Below are 19401 nucleotides of genomic sequence, written 5' to 3' on the forward strand. Positions count from 1 at the left end.
CGTGCTCGCCGATACGGATTGCGCAACGAATCCGTGCGTTCGCTCGCTCTGCCGGAGAATCCGTACTATTCTCGACCCGCCGGTAAACGAACCCCGTTCGTTTACCACTCTAGACCTCCCGCCCTCCGGCACCGAGCAGCAAGGATGCAGCATGAGTGAAGCCTCGCACGTCACCGTCTTCGTGAACGGAACCGTCATCGTCGATCCGATGGGGGGCGCGGACCGTGCGACGAGCGACGCGATCGCCTTCCGGTCGGGCAGGGTCGCCGCGATCGGGGAAGACGCGCGGGCGCTCACCGCTGAGGCGACGACCGTGATCGATCTCGCCGGGGGCGCGCTCGTGCCCGGCATCGGAGACGGCCACGCTCACCCCGTCCTGGGCGGCGTCGAGGCGCTCGGTCCGCAGGTGCGGCAAGCCGCCGACCTCGCAGGCATCGTCTCCGCCGTCGCAGCGTGGAAGGCCGAGAACCCCGACGCCGAGTGGATCGTGGGTGCGAGCTACGACGCGACCTTCTCCGAAGGCGGTCTGTTCGACGCGCGCTGGCTCGACGAGGTCACCGGGAGCACCCCCACCATCCTGCGCGCCTGGGATTACCACACCGCGTGGGTGAACAGTGCGGCGCTGGCCGCCGGCGGCATCACCGCCGACACCCCCGACCCCGAGCTCGGCCGCATCGTGCGCCGGGCCGATGGCGCACCGCTCGGCACCCTGCAGGAGGCGGCGGCCAACGATTTCATCGCGGACGTGGTGCCCCCGTTCGCGTTGGATCAGCGGCTCGAAGCGCTCGAACGGGCGACCCGGGGCTACGCGGAGCAGGGCACCACCTGGATTCAGGACGCCTGGGTGGAGCCGGCCGACCTCGAGCTCTACCTCGAAGCGGCGCAGCAGGAACGGTTGCACACGCGCGTCAACCTCGCATTCCGCGCCGACCCGGCGCGCTGGCGCGAGCAGGTCGCCGAGTTCGTCACGAACCGCAACCGCGTCAGGTCGCTGGACCACCCGCGACTGAGCGGAGAGACGGTGAAGCTCTTCCTCGACGGGGTCATCGAGAGCCACACCGCCGCACTCATCGAGCCGTACGCCGACCGGCCCGATGATCGCGGGCTGCCGAACTGGAGCGACGCCGAGCTCGCCGAGGCCGTGCGCGCCTTCGACGCGGAGGGATTCCAACTGCACCTCCACGCGATCGGCGACGCCGCGAACCGCAGCGCGCTCGATGCGCTCGCGCACGCCCGCGCGACGAACCCCGCCAGGGAGCGCGCCGACGTCATCGCTCACGTCGCGCTGCTCGATCCCGCCGACGTCCAGCGCTTCGCCGAACTCGGGGTCATCGCGAACTTCGAACCGTACTGGGCGCAGTGCGACGCGGTGATGCGCGACCTCACGATCCCGCATCTCGGCCACTCCCGCGAAGGATGGCAGTACCTCATCGGGTCGGTGCATCGCAGCGGAGCCACTGTCACGTTCGGCAGCGACTGGCCGGTGACGACCCGCGACTGGCGGCCGGCGCTCTCCACGGCCATCACCCGCCACAGCCACACCGAGCCCGACGCCGACGCCTGGCTGCCGGAGGAACGCATCAGCGCCGCGGCCGCGCTCGGCGCCTACACCACCGGCATCGCGCGGCAGGCCCTCGCGAATGATCGCGGCACCCTCGAGGTGGGCCGCGTCGCCGACGCCGCCTGGCTCTCGGCCGACCCGTTGACCATCTCCCCGGAGGCGATCGCCGAGATCGTCGTCAACGGCACCTGGCTCGCCGGCGACACCACCTTCCTGAGCACTTCCATCACCACCTGACCCGTTCCTCGACGTTGCACGAATCAAAGGAGACCATCGTGAGCGACACCCAGTCCAAGCCCCGATTGCAGCGGGCACTCGGCCTCACCGGCCTGACCCTCTTCGGGGTCACCTACATGACGGTCATCACCGTCTTCACGACCTACGGCATCGTCAATCAGGTCACCGATGGGCACCTCCCCGCGGCCTACGTCGTCGCGGTCATCACCATGCTCTTCACGGCGGCGAGCTACGGGGCGATGGTGCGCAAGTATCCCGTCGCGGGATCGGCGTACACCTATTCGCAGCAGTCCTTCGGGGGCGCGGCCGGGTTCCTGACCGGTTGGGTCATGCTGCTCGACTACCTCTTCATCCCGATGATCAACTTCATGCTCATCGGCATCTACATGAACACCCAGTTCCCGGCCATTCCGATCTGGGTCTTCACCCTCGTCGCGCTGGTGCTCGTGCTGGTCTTCAACATTCTGGGCATCACGCTCGTGAACAAGGTCAACTTCGTCATCATCGCCCTCTCCGTGGTGCTCGTGGTCGTCTTCGTCGCGCTCGCATTCAAGCAGTACCTCGGCGGCGACCAGTCGGTCGGCCTCATCGACCCCTTCACCTTCGGTGAGGGCGGCATCGGCGCGATCGCGTCGGGAGCCGCGATCCTCGCGCTCTCCTTCCTCGGCTTCGACGCGGTGTCGACGCTGTCCGAGGAGGCGAAGAACCCGCGCCGCGACATCCCTCGCGCGATCCTGCTCGCGACGATGCTCGGCGGCTTCTTCTTCATCCTCGTCTCGTGGGCCGGCGCCCTGGCGTTCAACCCCGAGTGGTCGACCCTCAGCAGTGCTCAGATCGACGCTGCGGGAACGACCGTGATGGACAGCTTCGGCACGAGCTGGTTCACGTCGTTCTTCGTCGCCATCTACGTGGTGGGCGCCTTCGGTTCGGGTATGACCGGCCAGGTGTCGGTGTCGCGCATCCTCTACGCGATGGGCCGCGACGGCATGCTGCCGAAGCCGCTCTCGCGACTGCACTCCCGCTTCGGCACTCCCGTGATCGCCGCGGTGGTCGTGTCGGTATTCGCGCTCTCCGCGCTCTTCCTCTCGCTCGACACCGTCGCGTTCATGATCAGCTTCGGCGCCCTCGCGGCGTTCGCGATGGTCAACCTCTCGGTCATCCGCACCTACCTCTTCCCGAAGCACGGCAAGCGACCGGAGGGCGCCTGGGCCCTGATCCGGTACGGCGTCATGCCGCTCATCGGGTTCGTGCTCACGATCTGGCTCTGGAGCTCGCTCGAGGCCCTCACCTGGCTCGTCGGCGGGATCTGGCTGGCCGTCGGCGTCGTCATCATCGCGCTCGTCACCGGCGGCTTCCGTCGGCCCGTGCCGAAGATGGACTTCTCGGAGAGCGATCCGAGCACCGAGCAGATCGATCAGTTGGCGGAGGACTACCCGCTCGACCCGCGATAGTCACTGCGGCCGCGCGCACAGCGGCCCCCGGCCCGCACGGGTGGGGGCCGCTGTGCGTTTATGCATGCGCTCGCGCTCGCGCTCGCGCTCGCGCAGTGGCTCCGCGCTGTTCAGCGAGGATCCAGCTGGTCCCCCCGTTCGCGCTGCTCGGATCGGAGGCCGCGCAGCAGCAGCTCGAGGCCGGCGGCGAAGGCCTGGTCCGCGGGCCCGGTGCACGTGTCCGAGCCCTGCCGATCGCGCTCCTCGTACGCCGCCGTGAAGTTCGGAACGTCGTCGCGGTCGCGCGCGTGCATCATGTCGGGCGCGGCAGCCGCATCGAGCGCGGAGCCGAGGATGAATGACTCGAAGGCGACGAGGATGTTGAGGGCAGCCGCCCGGCTCCACCCCTCCGAGGTCAGCAGCGCGACGATGCGATCGTACGAGGCGAATACGTGCGAGCCGGGGTCGAACGGCATGACGGCGAGCAGTGCGATCGTCGGAGGGTGCGCGGCGAATGCGTCTCGATACGATCTCGCCCAAGCGGCGAGGGCCACGTCCCAGGGCTCGTGCTCCAGTTCGCGCTGCGACACCCGGCCCGCGATCACCTCGCGGATGCCGCGGAAGACGTCTTCCTTGTTCTCCACGTGGTTGTAGAGCGCTGAGGGTCGCACCCCGAGTTCGCGCGCCAGGTCGCGCATGCCGAAGCCCTCGCCGTGCTCGTCGAGCAGATCGAGCGCGGTCTCCACGATCCTGACCCGCGAGAGCACCTGCTCGCTCGGGCGCCCCACGCGTCGCCGCACTGACTCAGTCACGCGCATCACTCCTTCGCTGACGCTTCGCGGCGCGAACCAGATGCACTCGACTCGCGCTCCCGACGATCTCCGTCTAGTCTAGTCACGTCAAAAAGAACCTTGTTCATTTTGGTGGTCGTTCCGCAGACGGAATCGGCGCACGGCACCGGCACCAGCCGCCACATCACAGGAGATTCAGTGAGCGAAGCAACCGGGGCGCATCTCAAGCGCACTCTTGGCCCCATCACCCTCACACTGTTCGGGCTTTCGTACATGGCGGTCGGCACCGTCTTCACGACCTACGGCATCGTGAACCAGCTCACCGAGGGCCACCTCGTCGATTCCTACATCGTCGCCCTCGTCGTCATGCTGTTCACCGCGGCGAGCTACGCGGCGATGGTGCGCCGCTATCCCGTCGCCGGATCCGCCTACACGTATTCGCAGCAGGCCTTCGGGGGCACGACCGGCTTCCTCACGGGCTGGGTGCTCATGCTCGACTACCTCTTCATCCCGATGATCAACTTCCTGATTCTCGGGCTCTACGCCAGCACCCAGTTCCCGAGCGTCCCGACGTGGGTGTTCACGCTCGCCGCGCTGATCGCCGTGTTCGTCTTCAACGTGCTCGGCATCTCGCTGGTCGGCAAGATCAACACGGTGATCGTCGTCGTCTCGCTCGCCGCCGTCATCGTCTTCGCGATCCTCGCCATCAAGGCAGCGATCAACGACCCGAACGCGCCGTCACTGCTCGAACCCTTCATCCCCGGCTCCGTCGGCTACAGCCCGATCTTCACGGGCGCCGCCATCCTCGCGCTCTCGTTCCTCGGCTTCGACGCCGTGTCGACCCTGTCCGAAGAAGCGAAGAACCCGCGCCGCGACATCCCCCGCGCCATCATGCTCACGACCATCATCGGCGGCCTGATCTTCATCGTCGTCTCGTACGTCGGCGCACGCGCGTACTACCTCGACGATTGGAGCACCGCGTCGACCGAGCTGCTCGACGCGGCCGGTGCCGTGCTTTTCAGCCATGTGGGAGGCGAAGTGCTCGCAGCCATCTTCGTGATCATCACCGTCGCCGGCTGCTTCGGCTCCGGCCTCGCCGGCCAGGTCGCCGTGTCGCGCATCCTCTACTCGATGGGCCGCGACGGCATCCTCCCGAAACCGCTCGGCATCCTCTCGAAGCGCTTCGGCACCCCGATCGTCGCCGCGACCACCGTCTCGATCGTCGCCCTCGCGAGCCTCTTCGTCAGCCTCGACCAGGCGGCGTTCATGATCAGCTTCGGCGCGCTCGCCGCATTCGCCATGGTCAACCTCTCCGTCATCCGCACCTACCTCTTCCCGAAGGGCGGCCGCACCGAGCCCGTCTCGGCGTGGGGCTGGTTCCGGTACGGCGTGATCCCGCTCATCGGATTCGGGCTCACCATCTGGCTGTGGACCTCGCTCGAGGGCCTCACCTGGATCGTCGGCGGCATCTGGATGCTCATCGGCGTCGTCATTCTGGCGCTGAAGACCGGCTTCTTCCGCAAGCCCGTGCCGAAGCTGAACTTCTCTGAGGAGATCCCGTCGACCGAAGCGATCGACGCCCTCTCGGCGGAGTACCCGCTCGACGCGGCAGAGGCGCGCTCAGAGCGCTAGCCCGTGCAGGGGGCGCCGCACGAGCGCGCGCCCGATCCCCCATTCACCACCTGACCTCCGGAGCCACCGTGACGACCACCCTGTACCGCAACGCCGTCGTCTTCACCGCCGACCCCACCCCGAGCAGCCCACCCCGATCGCCGAGGCCTTCGCCGTCGAGCACGGACGTTTCATCGCCGTCGGGTCGATCGACGACGTGCGCACGGCCGTCGGAGGGGTCGCAGGCGGCGCCGGATCGCGGGAGGTCGTCGAGGTGGACCTCGAGGGGCGATTCGTCGCTCCCGGCGTCATCGATTCCCATACCCACCTCGTCGGGTTCGGCGAATCGCTCGCCCGCGTGCAGCTGCGCGACTGCGCCTCGCTCGCCGAGATGCACGAACGCCTGGTCGCTGCGCGAGCCGCCGACCCGGCCGGGGCGAGAGTGCTAGGCAGCGGCTGGTTGTTCGACGCGATCGGCGACGGCATGCCGACCGCCGAGATGCTCGATCGGGTGCTGCCCGATGTGCCCGTGTATCTCGACGCCAACGATTTCCACTCGGTCTGGGTGAACAGTGCGGCGCTCCGAGAGATGGGCATCACGCGCGACACCGCGAATCCCGTCGGCGGCGAGGTCGTGCGAGACGCCGCGGGCGATGCGACGGGCTTGCTGCTGGAGACCGCCGGTACGCAATACGCCTCGGCGTTCCTGCTCTCCCAGACGACTGAAGCCGATGTCGTCGCCGCGCTCGATCGCGCGTTCGCGAGCTATCTCGAGGCCGGCGTGACCGGAGCGACCGAGATGTCGCTGAATGCGGCGGAGATCGACGGGCTGCGCGCCATCATCGACCGGGACGGCCGTCTCCCCTTCCCCATCACCGCCCACTGGATCCTCGAGCCGACGGGTGACGCGGCGCGCGACGTGGCAGGCGCAGCGCGCATCGCGACGCTCCGAGATGAGATCGCCGCGAGCAGTGCGGCCGACTGGCTGCGGGTAGCCGGAGTGAAGTTCATCATGGACGGCGTCATCGACGCGTGCACGGCCACAATGCTCGCGCCCTACGCGAACGGCAGCAACGCGGAGCCGATCTGGACAGCTGAGCGCATCCTCCCCGTCGCCGAGGCCGCCGATCGAGCCGGCCTGCAGATCGCCATGCACGCGATCGGCGATCGCACCAGTCAGATCGCCCTCGATGTGGTCGAGCACTGCGTGCGCATGAACGGGCCCCGCGCTCGTCGCCACCGGATCGAGCACCTCGAGAGCGTCGCGGACGACACCATCATCCGCATGGGCGAGCTCGGCGTCATCGCGTCGATGCAGCCGGTGCACTGCGATCCCGCCGTACTCGACAATTGGAAGGCGCAGCTCGGCGACGAACGCCAGGAACTCGGGTTCCCCTGGCACAAGTTCCGCGCGGCGAACGTTGCGATCACCCTCGGCACCGATGCGCCGACGGCGCCGCACGAGGCGATTCCCAACCTCTACATCGCGCTCACCGGCGCTTCAGCGCTCGATCCCGAACGGGCCCCGTACCACCCGGAGCGCGCCTTCAGCCCAGCGGACGCGCTGACGGCGATCACCGCAGGCGGTGCGTTCGCCGGCGAGATGGATGCGACGACGGGCCGAATCCGACCGGGCCTCGGCGCCAATTTCATCGTGCTCGACGTGAACCCGCTCGAAGCGGCACCCGAGGCGCTGCTCACCTCGCGCGTTCGCAGCACCACGGTGCTCGGCGAGGAGCTCTACCGGGCGGAGTGACGCGGCGCGACGCCGTCACCTGAGGTGCTCGACGTCACCAGCAGACACGGTGAGTTCGCCACCGGTGGGCAGATCGACGACGAGTGACCCGTCGGCGGCGAGCGCCCGGGCGCGCCCGTCCACGATCCGGTCACCGGGCAGGTGCACCCGCACCTCGGTGCCGATCGTGAGCGAGTGGCGGGCGATCCGCGCCCGTGCGGCCCCCGGGTCGTCGGCGGCGAGGCGCACGAGCCGGAGCAGCTCTTTGGCGTACTCGGAGAGCACGCGGTCTGCGAGATCCCGGCCCGCGGCGTCGGCGAGACTCTCAGCGCCACCCGTGTCGGCGCCCGCTGCGAGCAGTGAGGTCGCGCGGTCGGTGGGCAGCTCCCACTCGGGGATCAGCAGATTGATGCCAGTGCCGACGATGACGGTGTGCCCGCCGGTCGTGTCGCCCGGCAGCAGTTCGCACAGGATCCCGCAGAGCTTCTTGCCCGGCCTCCCGGCGATCGCGTCCTCCTCATCGCGCACGTGCACGTCGTTCGGCCACTTCACCCCGACGCGCTTCGCCTCGCCGCCTGCGGCCTCGGCAGCTGCCGTGAAGCACGGCTGCAGCGCGGTGACGATGGCGGAGCCGGCGAGCAGGGGAAGCCAGCTCACCCCCAGTCCGCTCGCTCCGAATCCGCGCACCAGCAACGAGGCCGCGATCGAGGTGTTCGGCGGAGTCACCCACCCGCGGTCGAGACGACCCCGGCCAGCGGTCTGATCACTCGTGGCCACCAACGTGCCGTGCGGAATGCCGGCAGCGTCTCGACCCGTCTCAGTCACCACGAGAGCGCGGAGCTCGGCGTTCGTGGAGGGCGAGGTCTCTGCCCATCTGACGTCGGGCAGTGCCGCACGCGTGCGAAGGAGCTCCATGAGCTTTACGTTAGCGCTTGGAAAACAATTGGACCCGGATGCCGAGGCACGAATACACTCCGATTGTGGAGCACTCAGGCTTGTCCCCCCGTCCGCATCCTCATCGGCCGCGCATCGGGCGCTGGTGGGCGAGCGCGCTGATGGGCGTCGGACTGCTCGCGCTCGGCGCGTCGAGCGCTGCTGCTGTCGCTCCCGGCTCCCTCGGCACCGAGTACGTGACCGACGCCGTCGACGTGCTCGACCCCGCTGAGGAGCAGACCGCGAACGCTCGTCTCGCCGCCGCCTTCGACGAGACGGGGCTCGACCTCTTCGTGGTGTTCGTCGACGAGTTCACCGATCCGGCTGACAGAATCGCGTGGGCCGACGAGACCGCGCAGCGCAACGGTCTCGGAGATACGCAGTATCTGCTCGCGGTCGCGACCGAGGGCCGCCAGTACTACATCTCCTCGCCGGAGAACGGGGCGCTGAGCAACGACGCGCTCGACAGCATCGAGCAGCAGCTGCTTCCCGAGCTCCGCGACGAGGACTGGGCGGGCACGATCGCCGCCGCCGCCGACCAGCTTGAAGCGGAGCAGGCGGCTCCCGGCCGCAACACCGCGGTCGCCGTCGGGATCGGCGCCGGAGTGCTGGGTCTCGGTGGAGCCGCCTACGGCATCACGCGCGTCGTGCGCAAGCGCCGCACCGAGGAGGCAGCCGAGCAGGAGCTCGCGGAGCTCGAGCGCGTCTCGGGCTCCGCGCTGGTCGCCGCCGACGATGCCGTGAAGAGCAGTGCGCAAGAGCTCGAGTTCGCCCGCGCTCAGTTCGGAGATGCCGCGGTCGCGGCCTATGCCGCATCGATCGAGTCGGTGCGAGCCCGCCTGCTCGAAGCCTTCGCGTTGCGTCAGCAACTCGACGACGCCACTCCCGACACCGACGCTCAGCGGCGGGAATGGCTGGAACGGGTCATCGAGCTCTGCGCCTCCGTCGACGACGAGCTCGACGCGCAGGCTGAATCGTTCGAGCGGCTGCGCGCGATCGAGCAGAACGCTCCGGCTGCGCTCGCCGCTGCGGCGGCACGCCGGGAACAGGCGGCCGCGCAGGCGGCGCAGACCGCTGCCGAGGTCGCCAGCCTCACGGCGACGTTCGCCCCGGAAGAGCTCGCCGCCCTCGAGGGCGCCCCCCAGCAGGCGGAGGCACTGCTCGCCTTCGCCGCGGAGCGGGAGAACGCCGCGGCCTCCGCGCTCAGCGCCACGCCACCGGAATCCGGCGCTGCCGCCGTGTCGATCCGCGAGGCAGAGGCAGCGATCGCGCAGGCGGAGACGATCCACCAGTCCATCGCGGCGCGCGGCCCGGAACTCGCGGGCGTCGAAGCGCGATGCGCCGAATTGATCAGCGAGTTGGAGGCCGACATCGCTGGGGCCCAGTCCGTCCCGGATGCGGATGGCGCCGTCGCGGCGGCGATCGCTGCGACGCAGGGGCGCATCGCCGAAGCACGGGACGATCTCTCGGGCGCCGGGCGCCGACCGTCGCGCGCCGTCGCCGCCCTCGAGGCCGCGAACGCGCACATCGACGGCGTCGTGCAGTCCGCCCAGCAGGCGGCGCGCGCTCGACAACTCCTCGACGCGCAGCTCATCCAGGCCGATGGCGACGTGCGCCAGGCCGAGGCATTCATCGAGGCGCGTCGCGGAGCGGTCGGCTCGATCGCGCGCACCCGGGCCTCCGAAGCACGGGCAGCGCTCTCCCGTGCCGGGGCCGCGCGCGGCGCCGACCCCGCCACTGCGCTGTCAGATGCGCAACGCGCGAGCCAGCTGGCCCACCAGTCGCTCTCCGCCGCTCAATCCGACGTCTCCGGCTTCGGGTACGGAGGCAGAAGCCCGTCAGCATCGGGCGACCTCGCCGCCGTCCTCGGAGGGATTCTCGGCAGCGGCGGGGGCTCCAGCTACGGCGGCTCGGGCGGAGGCTTCTGGGGCAGCGGCTCCGGCAGCTCCTGGGGCGGCGGTTCCTCCCGACGCTCGGGCGGAACCTCGCGACGCTCGAGCGGATCGTCTCGACGCTCGGGCGGATCCTCGCGCCGCTCCAGCGGCGGCCGGTCGGGTCGCAGCGGCGGGGGCCGCTTCTAACTCGGCGCTTCCCCAGTACTGATCCCTACACTCAATCCAAACCGCTCCGCCGAAAGGAACTCACATGTCGAAGCAGTCCATCCTCGGGCGCATCACCACCCTGGTCCGCGCAAACGTCAACTCGATGCTCGACTCGGCCGAAGACCCCGAGAAGATGATCGACCAGCTGATCCGCGATTTCTCGACCAACATCTCAGACGCCGAGACGGCCATCGCGGAGACCATCGGCAACCTCCGACTGCTCGAGCAGGATTACGACGAGGACGTGCGCACCGCTCGCGAGTGGGAGCGCAAGGCGATTGCGGCGAGTTCGAAGGCCGACGAGCTGCGCTCCGCCGGGAACTCCGTCGACGCCGACAAGTTCGACAACCTCGCGAAGGTCGCGCTCCAGCGCCAGATCACCGAGGAGAACGAGGCTCGTGCCGCGGAACCCACCATCGCCGCGCAGCGCGAGGTCACTGCGAAGCTGAAGGACGGCCTCAACGGGATGCGAGTGAAGCTGCAGCAGCTGCAGACCAAGCGCTCTGAACTCGTCGCCCGCGCCAAGACCGCAGAGGCGCAGAACCGCGTCGCCGACGCCGTGAAGTCAATCGACGTGCTCGACCCCACGAGCGATCTCGGCCGGTTCGAGGACAAGATCCGCCGTCAGGAGGCGCTCGCACGCGGCAAGCAGGAGATCGCGGCGTCGACGCTCGATTCGCAGTTCAACGAACTCGAGAACTTCGAAGCCGTCACCGAGGTCGAAGCGCGGCTCGCCGCACTGAAGGCCGGCCGCACGCCGCAGGCGCTCGAGCAGTAACCACGGAGAACCGAGCGGAGCGGACCGAGGCGGGTTCGCTCCGCTCTTCCATCGAACCGCAGTAAGCCATCGCACGAAGCAGACAGGACACACCGTGGCATTTTGGGGACGCCGAGACCGCGAGTCGCAGGAACGACAGCACGCCTCCGACGCGCAGCAATCGCAGCGCGCCCGCAGTGCGATCGTCGCCGCCGATGAGCGGATCCGCGCGACGAGCGACGAACTGGCATTCGCCACCGCGGAGCTCGGCGAAGACGCCACCGCCGAGTTGCGGGCCGGCCTCGACTCCGTGCGCGAGCACCTGAGCGAGGCGTTCCAGCTGCATCAGCTCAACCACGATCACATCCCCGATACGCCCGACGAGGTGCGCACCCGCAACGCGCGCATTCTGCAGCTGTGCGAATGGGCCGAGTCGGTGCTCGACGAGCGCACGACGGCGCTGCAGGCGAGAGTGGAGCGCGCCCGCCGCGCGCCGGAGATGGTGGAGCGCGTGCGCGCCGACGCCGCGGCCCTGCGCGCGCGGGTGCCGGACGCGCAGCGCGCTGCCGCCCGGTTGGCCGAGCGCTACAGCCCGTCAGCGCTGCAGCGCGTGCGTCTGCACTCGGAGGACGTGGAGCAGCTGCTCGACTTCGCCGAGCACTCCGCCGATCTCTCGGATCGTCGCCGCACGGCCGGCGCACTCGCCGACGCGAACCTCGCGCTCGAGACCGCGACCGAGACCGTGCGCCGGGCGGCCTCCATTCTCGACGGCGTCGACAGCTTCGAGATCGAGGCGCTGCGCGCGCAGAACACGCTCGCCGACGTCATCGACGACTCGCGGGGCGACATCGCATCGGCCCGCACCGAACCCCGCAATGAGACGGTGGACGCCGCGATCGAGCGGCTCGAGCAGGCGCTCGCGGAGGTGAGCACGGGCCGCCAGCGCGACCCCTTCGCCGACCTCGCCCTCGTATCATCGGCCAACTCCGCGCTCGACGCCGCTCGTGCGCGCGCGGCGAAGCCAGTGCCGTCGGCCGCGCAGGTGCAGCACGGGGTCTCGGCAGCGGACCACGCCATCGGCATCGCCGCCAGCCTGATCGAGGGACACCGCGGCTGGATCGGCGCCGACGCCCGCACACGGCTCGCGGAGGCGCGTCGCCACCGCAGCGAGATCGCTGCACTGCCGGTCTCCGAAGACACCCGCGAGCAGGTGCTGCAGCTCGCACGCCGCGCCTCCGATCTCGCCGACGAGTCGCTGCGGCTGGCCCAGCGTGACATCGACTCGTCCCGACCCGACGACGACGACTGGGGTTGGGGCGGCGGAGGCGGAGGCGGCCAGTGGGGCGGCGGAGGTCGCGGTCGCGGCGGCGCGGGCGGAGGCGGTGGCGGCATGCTCGGACCGGTGATCGGCGGCGTACTGCTCGGCGGGCTGCTCGGCGATATCTTCGACTGATTCGTAGGTATCGCACCAAGGAGTTTCGATTCCGTTGGAGAGGTTCGGAGGGTCAGGGGTGGTGCTCCGCGCTAGGCTGGCAGGCGTGACTGCAGAGAACATCGCACCCGCGACGACCGCCGACCGCATCGCGGATCATCGCCGCAAGTACCAGGAAGCCGTGGGTGACCGCGATGCAGCCGCCGCGGCGAAGCAGCATGCGCGTGGAAAGATGACCGCGCGCGAGCGCATCGCGGCCCTCCTCGATGCCGGCTCGTTCGTCGAGTTCGACAAGTTCGTCAAGCACCGCTCGCAGGGCTTCGGCATGGAGCAGTCCCACCCGTTCGGCGACTCCGTCGTCACCGGCGCGGGAACGATCCACGGCCGCCAGGTCGTCGTGTACTCGCAGGACTTCACCACCTTCGGCGGATCGCTCGGCGAGGTCGCCGGCGAGAAGATCGTGAAAGCCATGGAGTTCGCGCTGAAGACCGGCGCTCCCGTGCTCGGCATTCTCGATTCCGGTGGCGCGCGCATCCAGGAGGGCGTCGTCGCGCTCTCCAAGTACGCGAGCATCTTCCGGCTCAACACCATGTGCTCGGGAGTGATCCCGCAGATCTCCATCGTGATGGGCCCGTCGGCCGGAGGCGCCGTGTACTCCCCCGCGCTCACCGACTTCGTCATCATGGTCGACAAGACGAGCCACATGTTCGTCACCGGCCCCGACGTCATCAAGACCGTCACCGGCGAGGAGGTCGGCTTCGAAGAGCTCGGCGGCGCGCTCACGCACAACAAGACGAGCGGCGTCTCCCACTATCTCGCGAGCGATGAGCACGACGCGCTCGACTACGCCCGTGCGCTCATCAGCTACCTCCCCGACAACAACCTGGCCGAAGCGCCGATCTACGACACCGACACGGCGCTCGAGATCACCGACGCAGACCGTCGACTCAACACGCTGATCCCCGACAGCGCGAACCAGCCCTACGACATGCAGACGGTCATCAGCGCGATTCTCGACGGCGGCGACTTCCTCGAAGTCCAGCCGCTGTTCGCCCCGAACATGCTCATCGGCTTCGGTCGCGTGGAGGGCCGAACCGTCGGCATCGTCGCGAACCAGCCGAACCAGATGGCGGGCACGCTCAACATCGATGCGAGCGAGAAGGCGGCGCGCTTCGTGCGCTTCTGCGACGCATTCTCCATTCCGATCCTCACGCTCGTCGACGTGCCCGGCTACCTGCCCGGCACCGACCAGGAGTTCCAGGGCGTCATCCGTCGCGGCGCCAAGCTGCTCTACGCCTACGCCGAGGCGACGGTGCCGCTCGTCACCATCATCACGCGCAAAGCCTACGGCGGCGCGTACATCGTGATGGGGTCGAAGCAGATGGGGGCCGACTTCAACATCGCCTGGCCCACCGCCGAGATCGCCGTGATGGGCGGCGCGGGAGCGGTGAACATCCTCTACCGCAAGGAACTCGCAGCGGCCGCCGAACGCGGCGACGACGTCGAGGCGTTGCGCGCCGAGCTCACCGCGAAGTACACCGCCGATGTGACGTCGCCCTTCCTCGCCGCAGAACGCGGCGAGCTCGACAACGTGCTCGAGCCCGCCGGAAGCCGCCTCGCCGTGATCAAGGCCCTGCGCGGGCTTCGCGGCAAGCGCACCGAGCAGCCGGCGAAGAAGCACGGCAACATCCCGCTGTGAGCGGGCCGTCTCCGAGCACGAGCACCGAGAGCGAGCACCACGTGGCCAAGCACGCTGCACCGCCCACCGACGTCGAGACCGACATCGACCGGCCGATCCTGCCCCCTGATGCCTCCGAGCGCGATGCGGCGAAACGAGATGCGGCGCTCGACGACGTGCTTCACGGCGACGACATCCGCTTCGTCACCGGGAAGGTCGACGAGACGGAGCGCGCTGCGGTGATCGCTGTGCTCACGCAGGTGCGGGCTGAGGAGTCCGACCAGGTGAAGCGCGTTGCCCGACGCGACCGTGAGCCCTGGGCGCGCTCCCAGCGCGTACCGGACAGCATCTACGACCTGCTCGCCGACGCCTGACCGTCCGCGAGCCGAGCGGGCGGTTGTAGGGTGACGGGTATGCCGCGAACCGTTGCCGACACCGAAGGCGAGCTCCGCGCGCTCCTCAGCCGCCGCGTCGCCGTCTCGTACGAACCGCAGGCCCCCCGCACCGACCGGCCGCTTCGGCGGTCGGCGGTGCTGATCCTGTTCGGCGCCCTCGACCGTCGCCCCGCCGAGCACGGCGCCCGCACGGTGCCGCCGGAACTCGACGTGCTGCTGACTCGCCGCGCCGACAGCATGCGGCATCACGCGGGCCAGATCGCGTTTCCGGGCGGAGGCGCTGAGGCTCAGGACCGCGATGCCTCAGAAACTGCCCTTCGGGAGGCCGCAGAGGAGACGGGGATCGATCCATCGGGCGTCGAAGTGCTGGGATCGCTCCAGCCCGTGCACATCCCGGTGAGCAACAATCTCGTCACTCCGGTCGTGGGGTGGTGGCGCCGTGCGAGCGCCGTCGCCGCCGACCATGCGGAGTCGGTGGAGGTGTTCCGAGCTCCCGTCGCCGAGATGCTCGACCCGGCCGCACGCGGCACATCGGTGCTGCAGCACGGCGCTTCCACGTATCGGGGCGCAGCGTTCGCCCTCGGCCCGCACCTCGGTGGGCACCTCGTGTGGGGGTTCACCGGGATGACCCTCGCGAGCCTCTTCGACGAGCTCGGGTGGGCGGAGCCGTGGGACCCCCGGCAGGAGTTCCCGGTCGCCCCGTAGCCGCCGGCCCCGCCGAGCCCGGCTCCCGGTCAGGCGTGCGTCGCCCCGTCCTCGGGGAACGCGGTGGTGGTGTCGCCGAGCTGCACGGCCAGGGCGGTCGCCTGCGCGGCGTCCTCGAGGTTGAGCGCCCTGCGGTACGCCATCTGCACGGTGTCAGCGACGACCGAGCATCCGTGATGCTGCATCACGACGCAGTTGTGATCGCGCAGGGCCACGGCTGCCGTGTCGGCGAGTTCGTCGGTGCCGTTGTGGTAGAACGGGACGACGGCGATCTCGCCGAGGTAGTAGGCGTGATCGAGGGTGAGCCGCCGGATGGGAGTGCCGACGCTGGCCAGCACCACAGCCGTTCGCGGGTGCAGGTGCAGCACGCACTCCGCGTCGGGCCGCGCCAGGTACGCCCGGTGATGCAACTTCCACTCGCTCGACGGGCGCGGCCCGCCAAGCGCTGCGTCCCCCGACTCGGAGGCATCGAGCGAGAGCACCGCGAAGTCTGCGGGGGTCAAGCGATCGAGCCAGGTGCCCGACGCGGTGACGACGAATTCCCGATCCGAGATGCGCGCTGAGAGGTTGCCGGCACTCGCGAGCACCAGCCCCCGCCCGACGGCGTCGCGGCCGACTTCGATCAGTTCCTCGACGAGTCGGTCCCGATCCCGCAACGGCTCACTCACTGGTCACTCCTCCGGTCAACGCACGATAGGTGGTCACGGCTTGCTGGTCGCTGAGCGAGGCGACATAGTCGAGGATCGCGCGACTGCGCCCCTGTCGCCGCATGCCGGCGTCGCTCGTGTCGCCCATCAGCAGCTCGGGTCGGTCGCGGCGCACGGCGAACCCCGCCTCGGTGGCCTCGTCGGCCCATTCGAGGAGGCGGCGGGGCGCACGACCGGCGTCGTCGGGGTCGGCGAGCCAGGCGTCGAACCCGATGGCGAGCTGCTCGACCATCTTCGCCCGCCCGCGCTGCGGCTGCGCCAGTTCCGGCCGCTCGAGCACGAAATGCGCGTGGACGAATTTGAGCACCATGACCTCGTGCCAGGCCTGCGTGTTGAGCCGCACGTGGCCGCTCCGCACGTGGGGAGACTCCTCGACGACGATCGAGGTCCGCAGGTGGTCGATCCAGCGTCGGGTGAAGTCGGAGACGGATCGCTCGCTGTCGATGCCGCCGTCGTAGGGGGCGGCGAGGAGGGTCTGCCCCACCTCTTCGCTCACTCGGCGCACCGCGGCGCGGAATGCGTCGCGATCCGCGATCCAGCTGTCTTTCGCGTGCAGCCTGCGCCACAGCAGTTCCAGCGAGCGCCCCGGCGTGCGCCACTCCGCCGCCACAGCGTCATCCGCTTCGGTCGCGAGCGCCCCCGCGTGATCGAGCCAGGCGCGGAACTCCCCGGCGACCGACGATTGCTGCAGCACGCCCGCCCGGGTGAAGTCGTCGAGGTCGTGCACGGCGTAGGCGATGTCGTCGGCGAGATCCATCACGGCGCACTCGACCGTCTGCACACCGTCGGCGATGCGCCCGAACGGAGCGAGAGCGGTCTCCATCTCCGCGACGTCGAGCGCGTACACCGAGAATTTCTCGGCACCACCCGCGACATCGACCCCGACGCCGCGGGGTCGATCCGCCGCCGGTCGCGTGCTCGTGGGGACCCCGACCCATGCCCCGCGCGTCCAGGGGTACTTCAGGGTCGCCGCTCGCGTCGCCGCGGTGAGGTTGAGCCCGGGGAAGTCGCGCCCGAGGGTGTCGAGCTGCGTGAGGATGCGGAAGCTCTGGGCATTCCCCTCGAACCCCTCGGCCAGGCCGAGGCGCTCCCGGGCGACACGATCGAGCACGCGTTCGCCGAGGTGCCCGAACGGCGGGTGCCCGAGGTCGTGGGCGTGAGCCGCGGACTGCGCGACGATCGTGTCGCAGCCGCCGAGGCGCGTGATGATCGCCCCGATCGCGTCGTCCTCCCCGCGGTTGCCGCGCATGAACTCGACGTGCTGCGCGGCGCGGCCCGCGAGCTGCGCCGCGATCACCCGCGCCACCGCGCTCACCTTGAGCGAATGCGTGAGCCGGTTGTGCATCACGGGGCCGACCCCCGTCTGGGGCACGACCTGCGTCACATCGGAGAGGCGGGCGAAGTACGACGAGAAGCGGATGCGCTCGAGGTCGACCCGGTACTCCTGCGGTTCGACCGACAGCCCCTCGACGTCGGCGGGCCACTGCGAGTCGGCGATTCCGGCCGGGCGGTGCTGCGACGAGACGTGCTCCACATAGCGCCGGTGTTCGCGCCCGCCCCCCACTCCCTGCATACCCCTTATTCAAGCATGCGCCGCGCCACTACACTGATCGCAACGGCGAAAGGGGTCTTCCATGAGCGATGCAGCCGGATCCTCAGACGTCGCTCCGAACGAGTCCGGGGCATCGGCGACGGGGTCGAACCGCACCCGCGCCGAGAGCATTCCCGGCATCGAGCGGGCGACCGGGCGCGAGTGGAGCGCCTGGGTGACCCTGTTCGAAGCGCAAGGTGCCCCCACGCTGCAGCACCCTGCGATCGCGAAGATCGCTCGCGCAGCGCTGACCGACGAACTGCGCAATCCCGACTGGTGGGCGCAGGCCATCGCCATCGCGTACGAGCAGCACGCCGGCCTGCGCGTGCCGGGGCAGTCGTCCTCGGGAACGTTCCGCGTGAGCGCGAGTCGCACCCTGCCGTTCGATCGGGATGCGGCGATCGAGGCGTGGCGCAAGGCGCACGGCGCACGCGTCGAACATCTCGGGCACGCGGTGGTCGATGCGCGGGCGTCGCGCACCGAGAAGCGCAGTTTCTGGCGGTTCGGCCTCGAGGGCGCTGGCAGGGTTGAGGTGTCCGCGTCTCCGAAGGGCGAGAAGGTGACCCTCGCGATCAGCCAGGACGGCCTCGCGGACGGTGAGCGCATTGAAGTATGGCGCGCTCATTGGAAGTCGCTGCTCGCGGCGCTCTGATCGCACCGCCCAATGGGGAATGAGGGAGTGCAGTATGTCTGCTGAACGCATCGGCATCGTGTGGAACCCATCGAAGGTCGCGGAGCACGAGATCCGTGCCGCCTGGGAAGCGGCGGTCTCCCGCGTGAGCGGACCAGCACCCGAGGCCCTGTGGTTCGAGACCGATCCGGAAGACGCCGGACTCGGTGCGACCGCATCGGCTCTCGAGCATGGGTGCGATGTCGTGATCGCCGCCGGCGGAGACGGCACGATCCGAGCGGTGGCGGAGGCACTGGGCGATTCGGGATCATCGAGCGCACAGCTGGGCGTCGTCCCTCTCGGTACCGGCAACCTGCTCGCCCGCAATCTGGGCATCCCGCTCGCGAATCCGCGCGCAGCGTTCGCACGGGTGCTCACGCAGCATGCGTCTCCCCTCGACCTCGGACGCGTGACGTTCACGAACGCCGCCGGTGTCGAGGAACGACACGGCTTCGTCGTGATGGTGGGATTCGGCATCGACGCGCAGATGATCGTCGAGACGGACGACGAGCTCAAGGCGAAGGCCGGCTGGCTGGCCTACGTGGAGTCGCTCGGCCGAGCGGCGTCGGGCGCGGAGGTCGTGGAGTTCTCGCTCCAGCTCGATGATGCGCCGGCCGAGACGGTCGCCGCGCACACGCTGCTCATCGCCAATTGCGGATCGATTCAGGGCGGCATCACACTCCTTCCGGATGCGCGCCCCGACGACGGCGACCTCGATCTGCTCGTACTGCGCGCCGATGGCGTGGCCGCGTGGCTCGAGACGATGCACAACCTCGTCTGGCACAACGGCCTGAAGCGGATGCTCACGCGATCTGAGACAGCGGAGAGCGCCGACGCGATCGAGCATCTCACGGCCAGATCCGTCTCAGTCGCGTTGCCGCTGCCACTCGCCTTCGAGGTCGACGGGGACGAGGTGGGCGAGGTCACGGCGTTCACCGTGGAGATCCTGCCCGGAGCCCTGCGCCTGCGCTGAGCGCAGGCGCATGCGAGAGAGAAACCGGGGGTTCCCAGCTTCTTCACCGGGTTCCCCGGGGGTGCTCCTGGGACGCGCTGCCATGGTTGAGGT

16 protein-coding genes are annotated in these 19401 nt (G+C 69.5%); 12 read left to right on the forward strand and 4 right to left on the reverse strand.

The window, feature by feature from the left end; all coding sequences use genetic code 11:
• Nucleotides 1-151: 151 nt before the first annotated feature.
• Together JSQ98_RS08225 and JSQ98_RS08230 are read left to right on the forward strand one after the other, a co-directional pair.
• Entirely contained in the window at nucleotides 152-1798 is a 1647-nt protein-coding gene (locus tag JSQ98_RS08225) for an amidohydrolase (RefSeq protein ID WP_211649176.1), read from the forward strand.
• Nucleotides 1799-1836: 38 nt separating this feature from the next.
• Entirely contained in the window at nucleotides 1837-3249 is a 1413-nt protein-coding gene (locus tag JSQ98_RS08230) for an APC family permease (RefSeq protein ID WP_211649177.1), read from the forward strand.
• 110 nt (nucleotides 3250-3359) lie between these two features.
• Here the strand turns inward: JSQ98_RS08230 and JSQ98_RS08235 are convergent, their stop codons facing one another.
• Nucleotides 3360-4040 (reverse strand): TetR/AcrR family transcriptional regulator, encoded by a 681-nt coding sequence (locus JSQ98_RS08235; protein ID WP_346728751.1) that lies wholly within the window; start codon nucleotides 4038-4040, stop codon nucleotides 3360-3362.
• Nucleotides 4041-4217: 177 nt separating this feature from the next.
• Here JSQ98_RS08235 and JSQ98_RS08240 point away from each other — a divergent pair, with 177 nt between their 5' ends.
• Together JSQ98_RS08240 and JSQ98_RS08245 are read left to right on the forward strand one after the other, a co-directional pair.
• Nucleotides 4218-5651, forward strand: coding sequence for an amino acid permease (locus JSQ98_RS08240; protein WP_090152488.1), 1434 nt, complete (start codon nucleotides 4218-4220; stop codon nucleotides 5649-5651).
• A 196-nt stretch (nucleotides 5652-5847) separates the two neighbouring features.
• Entirely contained in the window at nucleotides 5848-7386 is a 1539-nt protein-coding gene (locus JSQ98_RS08245; protein WP_346728752.1) for an amidohydrolase, read from the forward strand.
• Nucleotides 7387-7401: 15 nt separating this feature from the next.
• Here the strand turns inward: JSQ98_RS08245 and JSQ98_RS08250 are convergent, their stop codons facing one another.
• Nucleotides 7402-8280, reverse strand: coding sequence for a biotin--[acetyl-CoA-carboxylase] ligase (locus JSQ98_RS08250; protein ID WP_211649180.1), 879 nt, complete (start codon nucleotides 8278-8280; stop codon nucleotides 7402-7404).
• 65 nt (nucleotides 8281-8345) lie between these two features.
• On the opposite strand from JSQ98_RS08250, the gene JSQ98_RS08255 reads away from it, so the two are divergent.
• The 6 genes from JSQ98_RS08255 to JSQ98_RS08280 all read left to right on the forward strand — a co-directional run bounded on the left by JSQ98_RS08255 (nucleotide 8346) and on the right by JSQ98_RS08280 (nucleotide 15367).
• Nucleotides 8346-10379 (forward strand): TPM domain-containing protein, encoded by a 2034-nt coding sequence (locus tag JSQ98_RS08255; RefSeq protein WP_211649182.1) that lies wholly within the window; start codon nucleotides 8346-8348, stop codon nucleotides 10377-10379.
• A 64-nt stretch (nucleotides 10380-10443) separates the two neighbouring features.
• Nucleotides 10444-11178 carry a PspA/IM30 family protein gene (locus tag JSQ98_RS08260; protein ID WP_090152208.1) on the forward strand — a complete coding sequence of 245 codons (735 nt, stop codon included), beginning with the start codon at nucleotides 10444-10446 and terminating at the stop codon, nucleotides 11176-11178.
• A 94-nt stretch (nucleotides 11179-11272) separates the two neighbouring features.
• A complete protein-coding gene (locus JSQ98_RS08265) occupies nucleotides 11273-12610 on the forward strand; it encodes a coiled-coil domain-containing protein (protein WP_090152211.1) in 1338 nt (445 codons plus the stop codon).
• Nucleotides 12611-12695: 85 nt separating this feature from the next.
• A complete protein-coding gene (locus tag JSQ98_RS08270; protein ID WP_090152492.1) occupies nucleotides 12696-14288 on the forward strand; it encodes a carboxyl transferase domain-containing protein in 1593 nt (530 codons plus the stop codon).
• A complete protein-coding gene (locus JSQ98_RS08275; RefSeq protein ID WP_336661804.1) occupies nucleotides 14285-14641 on the forward strand; it encodes an acyl-CoA carboxylase epsilon subunit in 357 nt (118 codons plus the stop codon). The genes JSQ98_RS08270 and JSQ98_RS08275 overlap by 4 nt, the downstream gene beginning before the upstream one ends.
• A 39-nt stretch (nucleotides 14642-14680) precedes the next feature.
• A complete protein-coding gene (locus tag JSQ98_RS08280) occupies nucleotides 14681-15367 on the forward strand; it encodes an NUDIX hydrolase (protein ID WP_211649183.1) in 687 nt (228 codons plus the stop codon).
• A gap of 29 nt (nucleotides 15368-15396) precedes the next feature.
• On the opposite strand, the gene JSQ98_RS08285 is transcribed toward JSQ98_RS08280, so the two are convergent.
• Together JSQ98_RS08285 and JSQ98_RS08290 are read right to left on the reverse strand one after the other, a co-directional pair.
• Nucleotides 15397-16035 (reverse strand): class II aldolase/adducin family protein, encoded by a 639-nt coding sequence (locus JSQ98_RS08285; RefSeq protein WP_090152218.1) that lies wholly within the window; start codon nucleotides 16033-16035, stop codon nucleotides 15397-15399.
• Nucleotides 16028-17647 carry a deoxyguanosinetriphosphate triphosphohydrolase family protein gene (locus JSQ98_RS08290; protein WP_211649184.1) on the reverse strand — a complete coding sequence of 540 codons (1620 nt, stop codon included), beginning with the start codon at nucleotides 17645-17647 and terminating at the stop codon, nucleotides 16028-16030. Before JSQ98_RS08290 ends, JSQ98_RS08285 begins: the two co-directional genes overlap by 8 nt.
• Nucleotides 17648-17708: 61 nt before the next feature.
• Between JSQ98_RS08290 and JSQ98_RS08295 the strand changes: the two genes are divergently transcribed.
• Nucleotides 17709-18317 carry a hypothetical protein gene (locus JSQ98_RS08295; RefSeq protein ID WP_249290782.1) on the forward strand — a complete coding sequence of 203 codons (609 nt, stop codon included), beginning with the start codon at nucleotides 17709-17711 and terminating at the stop codon, nucleotides 18315-18317.
• A gap of 34 nt (nucleotides 18318-18351) precedes the next feature.
• Nucleotides 18352-19308 carry a diacylglycerol/lipid kinase family protein gene (locus JSQ98_RS08300; protein ID WP_211649185.1) on the forward strand — a complete coding sequence of 319 codons (957 nt, stop codon included), beginning with the start codon at nucleotides 18352-18354 and terminating at the stop codon, nucleotides 19306-19308.
• Nucleotides 19309-19401 lie beyond the last annotated feature (93 nt).

It is taken from the genome of Leucobacter manosquensis (genome assembly GCF_018304845.1).
In the GTDB taxonomy this organism is placed as follows: domain Bacteria; phylum Actinomycetota; class Actinomycetes; order Actinomycetales; family Microbacteriaceae; genus Leucobacter; species Leucobacter alluvii.